Annotated in this window: 14 protein-coding genes; 5 read left to right on the forward strand and 9 right to left on the reverse strand. The window is 63.2% G+C overall.

Annotated features, from left to right (window positions below; all coding sequences use genetic code 11):
- Nucleotides 1-138 precede the first annotated feature (138 nt).
- A complete protein-coding gene (locus SH412_RS06715) occupies nucleotides 139-663 on the reverse strand; it encodes a tetratricopeptide repeat protein (RefSeq protein WP_336522742.1) in 525 nt (174 codons plus the stop codon).
- A 141-nt stretch (nucleotides 664-804) separates the two neighbouring features.
- Between SH412_RS06715 and SH412_RS06720 the strand changes: the two genes are divergently transcribed.
- A complete protein-coding gene (locus SH412_RS06720; RefSeq protein WP_336522743.1) occupies nucleotides 805-1,233 on the forward strand; it encodes a c-type cytochrome domain-containing protein in 429 nt (142 codons plus the stop codon).
- Nucleotides 1,234-1,385: 152 nt separating this feature from the next.
- Here SH412_RS06720 and rseP read toward each other — a convergent pair whose 3' ends face one another.
- From rseP to SH412_RS06740, 4 genes are all read right to left on the reverse strand, one after another.
- Nucleotides 1,386-3,440: an RIP metalloprotease RseP gene (rseP, locus tag SH412_RS06725; RefSeq protein ID WP_336522744.1), complete on the reverse strand. Its 2,055-nt coding sequence runs from the start codon at nucleotides 3,438-3,440 to the stop codon at nucleotides 1,386-1,388.
- Entirely contained in the window at nucleotides 3,428-4,576 is a 1,149-nt protein-coding gene (dxr, locus tag SH412_RS06730) for a 1-deoxy-D-xylulose-5-phosphate reductoisomerase (RefSeq protein WP_336522745.1), read from the reverse strand. Before dxr ends, rseP begins: the two co-directional genes overlap by 13 nt.
- Before the next feature lie 317 nt (nucleotides 4,577-4,893).
- A complete protein-coding gene (locus SH412_RS06735; protein WP_336522746.1) occupies nucleotides 4,894-5,262 on the reverse strand; it encodes a hypothetical protein in 369 nt (122 codons plus the stop codon).
- 389 nt (nucleotides 5,263-5,651) lie between these two features.
- Nucleotides 5,652-6,062, reverse strand: coding sequence for an STAS domain-containing protein (locus SH412_RS06740; protein WP_336522747.1), 411 nt, complete (start codon nucleotides 6,060-6,062; stop codon nucleotides 5,652-5,654).
- Between the two features lie 390 nt (nucleotides 6,063-6,452).
- Here SH412_RS06740 and SH412_RS06745 point away from each other — a divergent pair, with 390 nt between their 5' ends.
- Together SH412_RS06745 and fhcD are read left to right on the forward strand one after the other, a co-directional pair.
- Nucleotides 6,453-7,067, forward strand: coding sequence for a 5-formyltetrahydrofolate cyclo-ligase (locus SH412_RS06745; RefSeq protein WP_336522748.1), 615 nt, complete (start codon nucleotides 6,453-6,455; stop codon nucleotides 7,065-7,067).
- Nucleotides 7,068-7,117: 50 nt separating this feature from the next.
- The gene (gene fhcD, locus SH412_RS06750; RefSeq protein ID WP_336522749.1) at nucleotides 7,118-8,053 is read left to right on the forward strand and encodes a formylmethanofuran--tetrahydromethanopterin N-formyltransferase; all 936 of its coding nucleotides are present in this window, start codon (nucleotides 7,118-7,120) and stop codon (nucleotides 8,051-8,053) included.
- A 98-nt stretch (nucleotides 8,054-8,151) separates the two neighbouring features.
- Here the strand turns inward: fhcD and SH412_RS06755 are convergent, their stop codons facing one another.
- On the reverse strand, nucleotides 8,152-9,123 hold the full coding sequence (locus SH412_RS06755; protein WP_336522750.1) for a cyanophycinase: 972 nt from the start codon (nucleotides 9,121-9,123) through the stop codon (nucleotides 8,152-8,154).
- A gap of 371 nt (nucleotides 9,124-9,494) precedes the next feature.
- Here SH412_RS06755 and SH412_RS06760 point away from each other — a divergent pair, with 371 nt between their 5' ends.
- Nucleotides 9,495-10,322, forward strand: a complete 828-nt coding sequence (locus SH412_RS06760; protein ID WP_336522751.1) for a hypothetical protein — start codon at nucleotides 9,495-9,497, stop codon at nucleotides 10,320-10,322.
- 88 nt (nucleotides 10,323-10,410) lie between these two features.
- Here SH412_RS06760 and SH412_RS06765 read toward each other — a convergent pair whose 3' ends face one another.
- Nucleotides 10,411-10,893, reverse strand: a complete 483-nt coding sequence (locus tag SH412_RS06765; protein ID WP_336522752.1) for a GNAT family N-acetyltransferase — start codon at nucleotides 10,891-10,893, stop codon at nucleotides 10,411-10,413.
- A gap of 327 nt (nucleotides 10,894-11,220) precedes the next feature.
- On the opposite strand from SH412_RS06765, the gene SH412_RS06770 reads away from it, so the two are divergent.
- Entirely contained in the window at nucleotides 11,221-12,477 is a 1,257-nt protein-coding gene (locus tag SH412_RS06770; RefSeq protein ID WP_336522753.1) for a coiled-coil domain-containing protein, read from the forward strand.
- Nucleotides 12,478-12,725: 248 nt separating this feature from the next.
- Here the strand turns inward: SH412_RS06770 and SH412_RS06775 are convergent, their stop codons facing one another.
- Both SH412_RS06775 and SH412_RS06780 read right to left on the reverse strand, forming a co-directional pair.
- Complete coding sequence (locus tag SH412_RS06775; protein WP_336522754.1) at nucleotides 12,726-13,163, reverse strand: GNAT family N-acetyltransferase; 438 nt, start codon at nucleotides 13,161-13,163, stop codon at nucleotides 12,726-12,728.
- Between the two features lie 128 nt (nucleotides 13,164-13,291).
- Complete coding sequence (locus SH412_RS06780; protein ID WP_336522755.1) at nucleotides 13,292-16,639, reverse strand: efflux RND transporter permease subunit; 3,348 nt, start codon at nucleotides 16,637-16,639, stop codon at nucleotides 13,292-13,294.
- Nucleotides 16,640-16,682: the final 43 nt, after the last annotated feature.

The raw sequence follows: 16,682 nt of genomic DNA on the forward strand, positions 1-16,682 counted from the left end.
GGTGCTCCAAGAGAGCGAGCAGGGAATAGGGAATCGCGAGTAGCCAGAGGAAGACGCGTAAGTCTTGCCACTTTCTGGCTATTCCCTATTCCCTACTCGCTATTCCCTGAATCCAAGTCGCGACAGCACCACGGGGCCCTAGCGGCTCTCACGCACCAGCGCCATGAAGTGAATGAAGTCCGGATCCTGGCGAATGGGGTCGAAGTCGGTCTCATCCGCAATCAGCTTCTTGAGCGACGGCTCCATCCGCAACGCGCGACCCAGCCACGACAGCGCCTGCCCCTTGTCGCCGCTCAACGCGTAGTAGCAGGACAGATTGTAAAGCACGACGGGCTCTTCCGAATGGTGTCGGTAGGCCTGCTGCATCGCGGCGATCGCCTGGGGCAGCCGCTCGGTCCGCTTGTAGCACCACGCCAGCGACATCAGCACGTCGAGGTCGGTCGGCTCGCCGTTGAGCGCCAGCTCCAGATCGACCACCGCCAGGGCATGATCCTGCAGCGCCCGCCGGGCCTCCCCCCGGACCTTGTGGAACTGGAACGCGCTCCCGGGCCAGTCCGAGATGGTGCCGAGCTCTCGCAGGGCATGCGACGGCATGTCGAGCAGCAGATATCCCTCGGCAGCCCGCAGTGCTCGTTCGCGACGAATCTTGCTGACTGGTGGCATGCTCATCCCCTCCCGAAGCGTCGCTTTGGGTTGTAGCATGTCGTGATTGGATGTGTCCACGCAGCGGGACTGCGGCAGACTTTCGTGCAACAGCGTGCCCCGTCGACTGCGGTTTTCGAAACGGCCGGATCGGAGCGCCCTATGCGACTGACCACCCCCTGCCACAGGTTTCTCGGCCTTGCCCTGGCGCTGACGGTTCCGTTCGCCGCCTCAGCCCGGGCGGACGATCTGCCGCCGCCGGCGAAACGCAAGATCGAATTCTCCAAAGACATCCAGCCGCTGTTCGCGAAGCACTGCGTCGACTGCCACGGCGAGCAGAAGAAAGAGAGCGGCCTCCGCCTCGACAACCGGGACGAAGCCCTCAATGGCGGCGACAGCGGCCCCCCCTGGATCGAAGGCAAGAGCGCCGACAGCCTGCTGATCAAGTACGTCGGCGGCCTCGATCCGGATGTCGTGATGCCCCCGAAAGGGGACCGGCTGACCCGAACGCAGATCGGCCTGCTCCGTGCCTGGATCGATCAGGGAGCGGACTGGCCGAAGCCGAAGAAGTCGCACCGGATTTCACGATGACGGTGTCAGCCGTACGATGGACGTCCACGTCCGTTGACCTCATTCTTGACACCGGCTGGGCGGAAACAAAAATACGACGGACACGAGTGTCCGTCGTACGAAAATTCTGACTCTGGGCGATCCTTATCTGTCGAGGCCGCGCTGTCTGCCGCTCAGTTCGCCGACATCGGATGCACGAAGATGTCGAGGTACAGCACGAAGACCATCAGGCCCAGCAGCATGATCATGCCGGCATACGTCGCCCCGATCAGCACCTTCTCGCTCGGTCGACGACGGAAAATCGCCTCCCACAGCAGGAAGACCATGTGGCCGCCGTCCAGCACGGGAATCGGCAGGAAGTTCAGCACCGCCAGGTTGACGCTCAGGAAGCCGAGGAACATCAGCAGCGGAGCGATCCCCTGTTCGGCGATCTGGTAGGCGGCCGCCGCAATGCCGATCGGACCATGCAGCTCCTTCGGAGACAGCCGGCCGGTAAAGAGGTTCTGCAGCGTCAGATAGATGTTGAGCATCGACTTCCGCGTATGATGCACCCCCAGTTGCAGAGCGTCGAGGGGGCCATTGGCCTTTTCTTCTCGCTGCAGCGGCTGCATCGCCAGCCCGATCGGCGGGAATCGCCACGACTTGTCTTCGGTCGGCGTCAGCGTGACTTCTCGCGGATTGGTTTCGTCTTTCTCCCGCAAGGTCAGCTTCACCTGCTGGAGCGGACGAAACTGCATCAGCCAGAATGCGTAGCCGATCCGGTTCGCGGCGTCGGCGACTTTCGGATCTTCCAGGACAATCGTCTTGGGGTCCTCGGACTCCTTGGACTCTGCGGTCGCCGGCTCCGTGGAGAGAAACTCAAACTTGGTGATGCGCGTGCCGGGCTTGATCCCGGCCTGCTCCGCCGGGCTGTCAGGTTCCACGGAAACGACCACCGGAATCAGATGAAAGGCCATTCCGAGCGCCGGAATGGCGATCGGAGATCCCGGTCCGTAGGGGGGCTCGGTCCAGGCCGGCTTGTCCTGGGGCTTGACCGTCAGCGTCTGCGGCTTCTGGGGGCCGTCAGGCGTCTGGCGGTTGACCACCACCTCGATCGACCTGTCGGACCCGTCGGCGAATTCATTGGGCAGCTTGAGCGGATCGATGTCGTTCCCGATATCCCGGCCGTCGACTTTGACCAGTTTGTCGCCGACCTTCAGTCCCGCCTGATCGGCCGGCGAACCGGTGCGAATGGCGACGATCGGTCCGCAGTCGAACCTCAGGCCCAGACGACGGAAGTAGTTGGTGCCAATCTTGATCGTGACATCTTCGGTCTCCTTGCTGCCCTCTTTCACGGGGCGTTTGACGAGAATCTCGGAGTCCTCGTTCGTCCGCCGCGCCAGCGCCTCCTGAAACTGCGCAAAACTCTCGACGGGATGCCCGTCGACCGCGGCCAGCCGGTCGCCCGACTGGAACGGAGGTTCCGCCCGGGCCGCGGCCGTTCCCGGCTGCGCGACGGGAGCCTTCGGATCGAGGAACTTGGGGACCACCAGATCCATCGTCGGATCGACGCCGATCTGCGGGCGACGCCCTGACGTATCGGGATGGACGACGATATCGAACGGCGTCTTCCCGTCGCGACGCAATCCCTGCAGTTTGACATCTCCCGACGAGAGCGCCGTTCCCAGCGCGATGTCGCTAAACGAGGTGACGCGTTCGCCGTTGAACCGTTGGATGATGTCCCCCCGGTCCAGACCGGCCTGCCAGGCGGGCATGCCGACCCGGACGTCGCCGAGGATCGGCGGGGAGGATTGGACTCCCAGCCAGTACGCGGCCCCGAAGAACAGAATCGCCGTCAGGACGTTCATCGTGACGCCGGCGGAGATGATCGCCATCCGCTGCCAGACGTTCTTGGCGATGTAGGACCGCGGATCCTGGGCCAGCTCTTCGCTGGTGAGCTGGGAGGGGTCGGAGTCGTCCTGGCCCAGCATCTTGACGTAGCCGCCAAAGGGAATCAGCGACAGCGCGTATTCGGTCTCGCCCCACTTCCAGCTCAACAGCACCGGCCCGAAGCCGATGCTGAAACGCTCGACATTCACGTTGCACCATTTGGCGACCGCGAAGTGCCCCAGTTCATGGAAGAAGATCACCATCCCCAGGCCGATGGCGACCCACAGGATGTTGAGAATGTTCCCCATCAGGGATTCGAGCGACATGGCTGCCAGCAGCAGGGGACTCAAACTTTCCACTGCATCATCTCCTGTCGAGCCCACGCATCCTGCCGCAGCAGATCGGTCAGCGTGGGTTGTGGTTCAAAAGTGTGTGCGTTCAAAATCTGGCGGCAAGCCGCCGGGATGTCCAGAAAACTCAGGCTCCCCGCAAGGAACCGTTCGACGGCCACTTCGTTGGCCGCATTCAGCACCGCCCCGCAGGTGCCCCCCCGCCCCGCGACTTCAAATCCCAGCTCCAGCGCGGGAAAAGCGTCGGTATCCGGCGGAAAAAACTCCAGCTTCGCCGCCTCCTGCCAGTTCATCCGCGGGGAAACCCCCTCCCACCGTTCCGGCCAGGAGAGCGCATACTGGATCGGCAGCTTCATATCCGGCGGCGAAAGCTGACAGACGACCGACCCGTCAACGTATTCTACCAGAGAATGGATCACCGACTGCGGATGGACGACCACCGCCAGTTGTTCTCGCGTCAGCCCGAACAGCCAGCGCGCCTCAATCAGCTCCAGGGCCTTGTTCATCAGCGTGGCGGAGTCGATTGTAATCTTCCGGCCCATCGTCCAGGTCGGATGGGCCAGTGCTTGTGCAACGGTGACGTCCTTGAGTCGCTCCCGCGACCAGCCGCGGAACGGACCGCCGCTGGCGGTCAGAATCACTCGTCGGACGTCTTCACCACGGCCGGCCAGCAGCGACTGATAGACCGCGCTATGTTCGCTGTCGACCGGAATCAGCGTCGCTCCGGTGCGGGCGGCCAGGCTCATCACCAGCGGCCCCGCGACGACCAGGGTTTCCTTGTTGGCGATCGCCACCCGCTTCCCGGCCTCGGTCGCCGCCCAGGCGCTCCGCAACCCCGCAGCGCCGACAATGCCGCAGACCACGGAATCGACATCGGGATGGCTGGCGACGAACTCCAGCCCGTCCGCCCCGAAGAGCAGCTCGGTTTCGCGCGGAAACGCCCCGCGGTCGACGGCCCCGGCCAGTTCGGGATTGGAGATAATGCACCACCGCGGCCGGAACTGCTGCGCCTGTACAGCCAGATCCTGCCAGCGACCGTTGGCGGAGAGCGCCACGGCCTGCAGCCGATCCGCATGGTGCGCGATCACATCCAGGCAACTGGTGCCGATGGATCCTGTCGCTCCAAGTACCGCGATCCGATTCATGCGCGTCCGGGCCGGTGAAAGACAGCGCCTCGCAATCCCTGGAAGCGCTGCAAGTCTCAATCTTGGAAAATTTTAGGGAATCTGGCCGCGGTCAACAAGGGAGCTTCGGCCGATCGCCGCCAGTTCGGCGATTGACGCCGTCGGTCCAGGCGCCCGGCACGCGGGAAGAATGCGGGCCGCGCCAGGTGACCCAAGGAAAGCGAGCCGGCCCGGAAGTGGTCTTCCGGGCCGGCTCGCAGATGCCAGGTCATTCGCAGGAGACTTGGAGCAGGCCTGTTCCTCGCCGGGAACTGGCCTCTTCCGAAGAAAAATTCGATTTACCGATCCATGAGATCCGTCAGGTCGCAACGAATCTCGTTGGCCAGCAGCGCGTAAGGGGCGCGGTGGGCAATCCGGTCGCGAAGTCGCTGAAGCTTCTCGTACAGGGTCGATCGCTCCTGGCTGAATCGCTCGGACTCGTCTTCCCAGGGACTCCGCATCAGCGCGGATGCAATGGTGGTGTGCGATGGCCGGGGGCGGGAGGCCAGGATCATGTCGAGCGTCGCCAGCAGCCAGCGATTGGTTTCCGGTCCGATCGGCTCTTCGAGCAGCAGCCGCAGATCGCCCAGAAGCAGATATTCAAAGACCGCTCGACTGCTGAGCACAGCCTCGGGAGCACGGACGGCGGGTGTGGCGGCGACCGACATCGGCTGATCCTTTCCTGGCAGGGAAAACACCCGGAAGCGACGCGGAATCTCAACCGCGGAGCGAAGGTATTCTCAGCCAAAGCAAGGATCATGCCGGAGGAGAAGCCGCAGGCAAAATTGACAACGAATCAGGCGATTCGCGGCCCCAACTGCGGTTTTGCGATCGCGTGATGAGGGTTTCCCGAAGTTTTTGAAAGGCTTTCCCGCAACCCTCTGGCCAGTTTCCCGTCAGCCGCTGCGCGAGACGCAGGCACTACGAGCAGGTAACTGAGCGTACGCCCGGCGGGGCCGACGGACTGGTCATTGTCGCTGGTTGGCTGGCTTCGCAGTATTTCAGGATTTCCAGCAGCTAGAACTGCGGAAGGATCCGGCGTTCGCCAGCTCAGCGACTACATGACCTCTTCGGCTTCGACGAGGACAGGTTCGGGCATCGTAACGACGTCGTGAATGTCGAGGGGGTCTTTCCGCAACCCGTACCAGCCTTCGTCCGTCTTCTCGAAGAACTGCCGGAACCAGAGCATCCGCTGCACGTTCGGCTGAGGAGGAGTCAGTCCGAACCAGACGTCCCGCTTCTCCTGCCAGTCGAAGAGCATCCCGAAGAAACCGCTCGGGATGTATTTGACGTACCGCATGTCGATGACGATCTCCCGGGCCTTGTCCTGCTCGATGAGCTTCGTCAGCCCCTCGCGCAGCAACGCCAGATCGGCGCCGTCCCAGATATCCATGTCGCCGATGTGCAGCAGGAGTACGTCGCCCTGGCGTTCGATTTTCATCCGCTTGAAATATCGGAGTGCTGACATGCCGTCGTGGCCTTATTCGGGAACCGGATGCGTCCTGAAGAATCGGGTGCCGTCCTGACGGAACACCCCAAACGCAAAGGCCGGGCCAAAGCCGACGCCCCGACGCCAATAATGCCGCAACACGATATCACGAAATCACTTGCGGCCATGCCAGCCGACCCCGGAGCGGCCTCGAAAATGTTGCCGTTTCGCAACATCCTCAGTTCTGAGCGTGGCGAGTCAGCACCATGTTGAATTCTGCCAACCGGTCAGCCATGGGGCGCTTTCCAGCCCCGGCGGCATAGTGACATCGCCCTCATCTGCGCGTGCGTGGTTGCCCCGCCAGTCTCGCGCGGTACGATGTGGCCGCTTTCTCCCCCGACAACCCTTCCCCGATCAGGACGGTTGCTGATGACCTCTCCCGCCATAACTGACCCGGCTCAGCGCAAGCAGCAGATTCGCGAAGCCGCCCACGCGGCCCGAAATGCCCTCGAAAACAAAGACGAGCTGTCGAAGCAGATCGTCGGAAAATTTATGGCGCTGCCCGAGTATCAGTCCGCGAAGACGGTCGTTTTCTATCTGGATGTCCGGAGCGAAGTTCGGACCCGCCACAGCCTGCAGGACGCACTCGCCAGCGGCAAGAAAATCGTCGTCCCCTACTGCATTGAGGGGAACGAACTCGAACTGTTCCACCTCGAATCGCTCGACGAACTCTCCACCGGCATGTACCGGATTCTGGAGCCGAAACTCGAACTGCGCGAACTCCCCGCCAAACGGGTCGACGTCAAAGACGTCGACCTGATCATGGTTCCCGGTGTCGCGTTCGATCAGCGCGGCGGCCGGACCGGACACGGCAAGGGCTACTACGACCGGATGCTCGAAGACGCCCGACCGGACACGCCGCTCGTGGCTCTCAGTTTCGATTGTCAGATGTTTGACGAGATTCCGATGCAGGAACACGACGTCTTCATGGACAAGGTCGTGACCGAGTCCGCCACCTATCCCGGGCGGGGACGCGGCAAGTAGCCGCCAGGACGCGGATTGGATTCTCCCCTCACTGTCAGGAAGAGCCGGCTGTGACCGAACATCGTGCCGAGATTGAGGATACGTACGCAGAAGCGTTTCGCAGCCTCTACGCCGAGATCCTCGTGACGGCCCGCGATCCCAAGTGGCTCGCGCATGCCTGCCACGCGGCGACCGGGCACGCCAGCAGCAGCATCCTCTGCGATTGCGAAGCCGCGGTTGACCGATTTGTGGGGCCGGGGGGCGACGAGTCCTGCGCCACCCCCGACGGCCGGCCGGGTGCCATCCTGCAGTTCCATGTCCCCCGCTTCCGCAAGGACCGGGTCGAAGCCCTGGAACGGTCACTCCTGGCGCGCATCAGCCAGAACATTCTGACCTGCCCGACAACGGCCTGCTTCAATCGGCTCGACACCGACCCGTACTTCAAACTCGGCCGCAAGATCGCTTTCTTCGGCGACGGATACCAGTACCGCACCGAACGGTTCGGTCGAAAACTCTGGGCTCTTCCCATCATGGGGGGCGAATTCGTCCTCGACCGCCGTTTTGGTTTCAAAGACGGCATCATGGGGGGGAATCTCTGGTTCTTCGGCGAATCCGTCGACGCCGCTCTGGAGGCGACCGAACGGGGCGTGGCCGCCGTCAATCAGGTCCCCGGCACGATCATGCCGTTTCCCGGCGGAATCGCCGCCAGCGGCTCAAAGGCGGGGAGCGCCTACAAGTTCCTGTTCGCCAGCACCAACCACCCCTTCTGCCCGACCCTGCGGGAGAAGCTCGGAGCCGAGTCCCAGATTCCCCCGGGCGTCCAGTCGATCATGGAAATCATCATCAACGGGCACGACCTGGAAACCGTCTCGCGCGCCACGCAGGCCGCGATTACCGCGGCAGTGACGACACCGGGCCTGGTGAAGATCTCCGCCGGCAACTACGGCGGCCGGCTGGGCAAGGCCTGGGTCTGGCTGAAGCCCGAACTGCATCCGCCGTCGGCATAGAGTGGATCTTGGTACTGCGTCCGCAGTTGGAGTGCGGGCTGGCTCAAATTCCCAGTCCACACCTCTGGATCGCATCTCCCCTGAGCGTGCGACTCGGCCTACTTGACCGCCATGTCGCCGGTTGCTCCGCCGTCCGCCAGCATCGGCTCGCTCGCCTTGGGATCGGGCGTCGAGGCAAGTTCCACGGCGCGCGGCGGTTCTGCGCCGATTCTGCAGAATGCCGCCAGATCGGATGTCGCCCCCGGATTCAAGGTTTCCACCAGCTCAGCGCGACCGCCCGTCTCGGGGAGGTACAGCTTGACGCAGGAATCCCCCACGATTCGCACGGACCTTCCGGAAACGACCAGCGCGGTCCCCTCGTCGATCCCGATCCCCACATGCCCGGGCCGCGCCAGGAGTGCGTTCCGGAGTCGTGGCTCGCGGTTTCGCTTGACGAAGTGCTGATCCACCACGCACCCCGGCAGAAAGCCGAAGCCCGCATCGAGCACAGGCTGGGTCCGCAGTTGATCGCGCGTGCCGCTGATCATCGTCGGGGACATGATCGCTGCTCCGGCCGAGGTTCCGCCGATGACGCCTCCTCGATTGAGCAGTTCCTTCAGCCGCTGTTCCACCAGCGTGCCGAGGTAGGCCGAGGTCAGGTGATTCTGATCCCCCCCGATGAACCAGACGGCGGTGGCCTCCAGCAGGGCCTGAGAAAACTCGGGGAGGTCCGCGGTTGCGCGAGAACGAGTATGCAGAACGGAAAAGGTCGCCGGCTGACGTTGTCGCCAGACATCCATGTGGGAGTCGAGTTCGGGCGAGTCCGCAACCACGCTGGCGGTGGGAATCACCACCATCCGCGCCTGCGAGGCCCCCCCCAGCTCCATGAACTCTTCAAAAACCTGCTCGGGCAGCTTGCCCCCGCCGCAGATCACCAGCGAACCACGAATTCCGGAGAACGGGCTCGGTAACTCTTCCGCCGCTGCCCGGGAATTCAGCCCGGCCAGAACAACGCCGAGCAGCGGGACAGCGAAGCTCGCACAGATTCCCCACGGGCGGGACAATCGATAGCAGGCCCGAAGAATTTGCATCAGAGATCAGACTCCTCCTGACCGGTTGACGCGCACGCATGCACAAAATCCATTCATGCACGCATCAAAATAGGTCGGTCTGTTGTCGAACGCAAGATCAATGCCTGATGAACTCCGAATTGAAAGTTCGGAGGTTTTCCACGTCCAGGTCACCGCCAACCCCGGAGTCTGCCGCAAAAAACAGGGGTTCCCACTCACCGCGCGGCAGTCTGCGTCGTTTCCGCCGATCTTGCCGAAAAAATTGATTCTGACGGGAATTCTCTGGACGAATGCGACTCACCACTCCGATTCAGAGAACGGAAGTTAAGGAATGGAGTTCCGGCACAGGGCCTGTGAGTGTGCCGGAAGCCTTTCCCGCAAGGAGCGTGACAATGTGGCGTGCAGGGCTGATGTGTCTGGGTCTGACGACGTGCTGGCTGGCGGGAATCTCGCCGGTCGCCGCGCAGGTCATGGGTCACCCCGCCGACTGCTGCGGGCGCTGTCGGCACCCCCGCATTAAGTGCTGCTGTCCTGCGGTTCAACCCGTCTGCGCTCAGCCGGTCGTGCAGACCCAGCTCTGCCCTCAACCGGTCGTCAGTTACCGCGATGTCACCGAGACGCACGTCCGTCATGAGCAGTACGTCGAACAGGTTCCCGTCACGACTTGCCGCAACGTGACCGTCGATGAGGGGGGATATCAGATGGTCTGGGTCCCGAAACCTGTCACAAAGCAGGTGGCTCAGACTGTGATGTCCCAGCAGGTCAAGACCCGCAGCGTCCCCTACCAGGTCACCCGCCGGGTGCCGACGGTCTCGACCGCGATGGTCCCCGTGCAATCGACGGCCTGGGTCGCCCCCCCCGCATCTCCCTGCCCCCCTGGAACGGCGATCTCCTCCTACCCGCAGTTCGGTGCAATCTCGCCGACCTATGCCGCTCCGGTCTCGACCACGGCCCTCCCGATGATGCCTGCCATGTCGGTCCCGACGCCGCAGTCGGCGTCGCTGTCGACCGATTTCGCGTTCCCCGCCGAACCGTCGGGGAGCCAATGGCAGACGATTACGCCGCGTCGCTCCAGCGAACAGCCCTACGAACCGAGTTCGGGGAAACCCGTCCCCCGGCCGGATGACGCCGCTTCGATCCCTCGAAAAACGTCGATGTTCGTCCCCGCTCCCTCCGCGGCGATGGTCTGGAACTCTCGACACAGCAGTCCCATCCGTTGACTCGCCTCTCCCTTCAAGCGAGCCATCAGCAGGCAGCCTCCGGCCATCACCGGAGGTTGCTTGCATTTGGAGGGCGCAGTTCTGCGGCTCAGCCCTTCAGGCGCGGCCGCAGCATGTGCTCAAGGACCAGATAGCCTGTCCGGTCCAGCCCCAGTCGTTCATATGACTGGAGCGCTGTCTCATTGTGCTGCTCGGCGTAGAGTCGCAGTCCGACGACCTCCGGATCTGAGGCCGCGGCCGCACGCACGTGCTCCCACAACATGCGGAACACACCCCTGCGGCGATAGCCTTCGGCCACATAGACGCTCTGGATCCACCAGAAATCCCCGTTCCGCCAGTCGCTCCACTCGTGGGTGCACATGAGCTGGCCCACCGGAGCTCCGCGGCATTCTGCAACAAAGTATCGCCCGCGCTGAGGATTCGTCAGCACGGCGCGAACTCCGGCCTCGACCGTTGACCGCTCCAGTTCGCGCGACTCCGTCTCAAAGGCCAGCCGGCGATTGAAGTCCGCAATGCATGGCCAGTCCTCGAATTGCGCATCGCGGATGCGGATCGCTGCAGCGTCTTGCATGACATCTCTCTGGCGACGGTGCTGCGGTCTGTCGTTGCGGACCGTGAAAAACTTGAACGCCTGATCGAGACTTTCCAGCGCCGGATGAACCTTCGGACGGAACGTATCGGCTGCGCCCGGTCGGCAACGGATCACTTTACCTGATTGTGAATTGTTCCGCAGACTTCGCAATCCGCGAAAACTCCCGCCGTCAAACTGGCGATACAGGGAGGTGTGTGGATTGTGGGCGGCAGAAGTCGAATCCAGTGACTTCTCGGGAACTACGGGTTGTATCGCTTCGAGGGACTGGGTTAGCCCTCGACGCGGCTTTATCTTGGGAGAAACAAGGTGTACACGACAGAAGGCAGCAAACTCAAGGCGATCGAAATTCAGATCGCCGAGCAGCAGAAGTTGTCCTGGGCCATGCTCGTGGCCGGTCTGGCGATTGGTTTCGTGGGACTGCACTTCATGGTGGCCCGGCCGCTGGGCCTTGAACTGCAGCAGATGAAGAAGGACCTGGCGACGGTCGAGTCGCGGATGCAGCTCCTCGTCGGAACGGGCGACGAAGTCTGGGAAGCCAACACGCTGCTGTCGAGCCTGCGGTCGCAGAAGAGCCAGCTCGTCGACGCCCGGACCGCTCTGCAGTCGGTGCGGGCTCTGCGAACCGACGTTCTGGAAGAAACGGCTCGGCTGGAGGAATCGGGCAGCGCCATCGCCGGGATCGAACGGCTCCAGAGCCGCCTGATCGAGCAGGGGGCGGTGAATGCCGCCGCCGAGAAGTCCCTGACGGAACTGCAGACGATCGGCCAGCGGCTCGTCGACCAGCAGCCGACTCATGGACCGGCGATCTCGGCTCTGAACCAGCTCGTCGAAATCAAGGAGCTGGCCAGGGCGCAGACCACCGATGTCGAGCAGTCGCAGGCGACCTTGCAGCAGCTCGTCGCGATGGGCCAGGATCTGCGCAGCCAGATCGACGGGCTCGATCAGACCTGGCTGGGACTGAAGGGGCTCGTCGCCCTGAAGTCGACCCTCCTCGAAGGGGCCGAACAACTGGAAGTGGCCCAGTCGGTGGGAGAGCAACTGATCGGTCTCGAACAGCGCCTGGCCGACGGCGTCGGCTCCACCGAAGCCGCCCAGCAGCGGGCCGGCGAACTGATTGCTCTGCAGGACACGCTCAATGACGAGTCCCTGCAGATCGCGCAGGCCAAGACCAGCGTGGATCAGCTCCTCGACATGCAGGCGAAGCTGAGCGGGCAGTCGGAACGGATCGTCGCGGCGATTGAATCGCTGGAAGTCCTCGTCGGCTTCCAGGACGAGTTCGCCACGCAGATCCAGGTGCTCGGCGAGATCCGCCGCAGCCTGGTCGAGTTCAGCATGCTCGAAACCACGGTTTCGAAGGCGATGCGGATGCTGCAGCCGCTGGTCGAACTGGGCAACCTGCACCGTCTCGACGACCAGGACCTCCGCAACGCGGCCCGCCTGATTCTGGAAGAACGGAGCTTCCGCCTGGGGAGCCGGACCGGCAGCGACCTGCCGGCCTCAGCTCCCGTTCGGACGGAAGACGGTTCCGAGAAGTCCGTGCCGCTGCCGATCGACGCCGAGTAGGCCGAATTTGGACTCCGGTCCAGCAGATGCCATGCAAGCCATCGGGGGCGTCGATCGCAAGATCGACGCCCTTGGTGCATTTGGGGAAGCCCTTCTTCGTCGGTCGTCGAAACCGCCGGTCGGGTGGCCGGGGCAGGAGCGTCTTCGCGATGCCCCGGTCCGGGCCTTGCCTGCTCTCGCGACCGCTTCGTTGAAAGGGTCGGCCTGAGGGATCGCATCTGGCATCCGTAGCGGAAGCCGAAGCCGTCTCACCCAGCCTGATTTGACATCCGACGCATGACAACATGTGTCGAAGTCTCGCCGGTTGCCGCGAATCCCAGTCGTTCGTAAAGCAGGCGCGACCGATTGATCTTCAACACGTGCAGACTTACGGCCTTCCCCTGCGATCCCGCTTCGTCGATGACGACTTGGAGCACCGCGCGACCATACCCGCGACGCTGATGGGTCGGCAGGACGTGCAGATCGATGATCTCATCCTCGCCCTCGAAATGCTTCACTGCGATCCAGCCCACGACGGCGTCATCGACAACGATCAGACGGGTGCTCGGAAGATGCTCGCGCGTGAACCGGCGCTGGAAGGCCTCATCCCACGTGCCGTACGCGCGTGTCGCGGACTCGGAGTAGGCGTCCCGCTTGATGCAGTACACGAGATCGGCGTCAGCGTCACACGCTGCCTTCAGTTTCATTTCTCGCTCAACGTCATGCGGCGCCGTGGCTGACATATCCCATCTTTCGCGTTGCCCCGTTGCGGAAAGTTTTCTCCCCACATCTTCTCCGCGTCCTCCGCGCCTCCGTGGGAATCCTCGTGCTCTCCTTACGCCTCGGCGGGAATCGCGGCCGGGATCAGATCGTCGTCCGGCAGCGGCGCCACTCCCAGCAGTCCCAGCACGTCGAAGAAAATCATGTTGATCGACGGCACGATCAGCAGCGTCAGGACCGTCGAAAACAGCAGTCCGAACGAGATCGTCACCGCCATCGGGATCAGGAACTTGGCCTGGAAGCTGGTTTCAAAGAGCATCGGCAGCAGGCCCGCGATCGTCGTTTCGCTGGTCAGAAAAATGGCTCGGAGCCGCGTCCGGGAACCTTCGAGGTTCGCCTGGAACGGCGTCACCCCCTGACGAATCCGCACGTTGACGTAGTCCACCAGCACGATGGCGTCGTTGACCACGATCCCGGTCAGGGCCACGAAGCCGATGGCGCTGATCAGCGTGGCCGCATAACCGGTCACCCAGTGCCCGATGATCGCCCCCTGCAGTGCGAACGGAATCGCCAGCATCACGACAACCGGCTGATAGTAAGAACGGAACAGCCCGGCGATCATCATGTAAATGATCATCAGGGCGATCGGCAGCGCAATAAACAGCGACCCGAGCGACTTGGCCTGCTCTTCCACGTTCCCCAGAAACTCGATCGACGTTCCCGGAAACTTCGGTTGAATCTTCTCAGCGAAGGCTTTGCGGATCTGCGCCACGATCGCGTCGGAACTGGCCCCTTCCGCGACGTCGGCCAGCACCTTCACCGACCGCTGCTGCTGACTGCGGTGCAGCGTGCTGAAACCCTCCGCTTCCGTCACCTCCGCCACTTCCCGCAACGGCACCCAGCCCCGCGTTCCCTGTCCGAATCCCGTCGGAATCCACATCGACTCGATGTTGTACATGCTCTCGCGGAAGTCCTTCGGGTAGCGGACCATGATCTTCACGTCCTCCCGATTTCGCGTCAGCCGGCGGGCTTCCCGGCCGTACATCGCCGACCGGACGTGTTCGCCCAGTTGCGAGGTGTTAATCCCTGTTGGCCGGGCCGATTCCCGCAGCGCCAGTTGCAGCTCGCGCTGCCCGCGGTCGAAATCGTCGTCCAGATCCACCACGCCGGCAAACGTCGCCAGCACCTGCTTCAACTCTTCGCCGGCGCCCAGGATCAGGTCGAAATCGGGTCCGGCGACGCGGATCTCGATGTCTTTGCCACCCGGTCCGCCCGACAGTCCTTCCCACACCACGGAGTTCGTGCCCGGCAGCGTCGCCGAAAACTCCCGGAGCTCTTTCAGGATTTCGTCGCTGGATCGCTCCTTGCGATGCTCGCGTTCCTCCGCCGAACGCAATTCAATGATCAACTGACCGAGGTGAGAGCTGACCGAAGCTCCTGTGGCGCCGGCCGCTCCGACGCTCATCGCCGCCGCCACGGTCGTCTGGCAGTTCATGACCTCCGGCACCTGCCGGACTTTCTCATCCAGATCCCGCAGTCGTTCCCGCGTGGCTTCGGCAGGCGTGCCGATCGGCATTTCGAGCACGGCGATCAGCGTCTCGCTGTCCATGCGGGGGAAGAACTGCCACTCCACGACGCCCCCCACCACCAGGCCCACCGACGCGATCAAAGTCGACAGCGCAACGGCGACCGTGACGTATCGCCAGCGCAACGCCAGCCGCAGAAAAGCGTCGTAGGCCCGTACGATTCGACCGTGTGAGAACCGCTCGCCAATGGCCGCCAGCCGTCGGAAGAACCGCTGCCGGGAGGTCTCATGCAATCGGCTGGTTTCCACCCCCGGCAGCGTCTTGGGAGGCAGGTGCATCAGGTGCGCCGGCAGAATGACCAGCGCCTCCAGCAACGACACCGACAGGGCCGCCATAATCACCAGCGGCAACTGGCTGAAGAACTCCCCCATCTGCCCGCCCAGAAACATCAGCGGGAAAAACGCCCCGATCGTCGTCGTGACCGCCACGATCACGGGCCACATCACCTCCTCGGCCCCATAAATCGCAGCCTGCCGTGGCGGCATCCCCTCCTGCACATGGCGATAGATGTTTTCGCCGATCACGATCGCGTCGTCGACGATGATCCCCAGTACGATGATCAGTCCGAACAGCGAAATCAGGTTGATCGAGACCCCCATCATCCACATCACAGCAAACGTGCCGAGAAACGACACCGGAATCCCCAGCGCCGTCCACAACGCCACCCGCCAGTTCAGAAACAGCAGCAGCGAAACGGCCACCAGAATCAGCCCGCTCGTCCCGTTCCGGACCATCAGATCGATGCGTCCCGACAGAAAGCGCGCCAGATCGGTATGCAGCCCCAGCTTGAATTCGTGGGCAAACGGCGTCTGCCGGCTCACTTCGTAGATCTTCACCGGGTCGGGTTTGCCGACCATGAGATTCACGGCTCGCACCGTGCCGGTCGCCAGCAGGGCGACCGGACGCCAGTACCACGGGGACTCCCAGGCCGCGTTCCAGCCGACCGGGTCGAAAGGTTCATTCCGCTTCCCCGCCACGTACGCCTTGACCGATTCGGAAATCTGCAGAATGTCCTGGTCGCCGGTCTTGAACACCATGCAGTTGATCGAGCGCTGGCCGTTGAACCAGCTCTCGACGTCGACGTCGACGAACCCGTCGGCGACGAGCGCCACGTCCCGGACCCGGATCTGCCGACCGTCCGCATTGGTCCGCACCACAATCTCTTCGAGATCGACTCCCCGCAATTGCTCGCCGAGCGTCCGCAGCGTAATCGTGCTCCGCTCTCCCTTGAGCGTCCCGCCGGAGACGTCGATGTTCGTCTGTCGGATCGCCGCGGCGACTTCCTCAAACGTCACGTCGAACTCGTACAGCCGATCGGGCCGCACCTCGACGCTGATCTCGTCGTCGCGCACTCCGCCGAGGTCGACGTCCGTGATCCCGGGAATCCGCAGCAGATCGTCCCGCAGGTCCCGCGCCGCCCGCTTCAGCGCCGCCTCGTCGCCGGTGCCGTACACTGCGACGCCGATCACCGGCAGCCGCGGCTTCAGCTTACGGATGCTCGTGCTCTCCACGTCGCGCGGCAGATCGGGAATCGCATCGATTTCCGCCTTCAGGTCCTGGACGACGACGTCCACGTCCTCGACGTTGTTAAACAGGGTCACGATCGTCGTGCTGACCCCTTCGGAAATGGTCGACTCGACCTTCTCCACGCCGTCCACGTCCCGCAGCGCCTCCTCGACCTTGATCGTGACGGCCTTCTCGATCTCCATCGGCTGCACGCCGGGGTAAATCATCGAGACCATCACCCGGTCGGGGCGGCTCTCCGGGAAAAACTCCCGCGTCAACGTGATGGCGAAGATGCCCCCTGCCGCGAGGATCACGAGCATCAGGCAGTTGACGAGCACCGAATTGCGAACGCTGAAACCGGGCAGCGACATGAACATGTCATCCTGGAACGCGAAGGCCGACCGGGCCATTCTT

It is taken from the genome of Planctellipticum variicoloris (assembly GCF_030622045.1).
GTDB classification, from domain to species: domain Bacteria; phylum Planctomycetota; class Planctomycetia; order Planctomycetales; family Planctomycetaceae; genus Planctellipticum; species Planctellipticum variicoloris.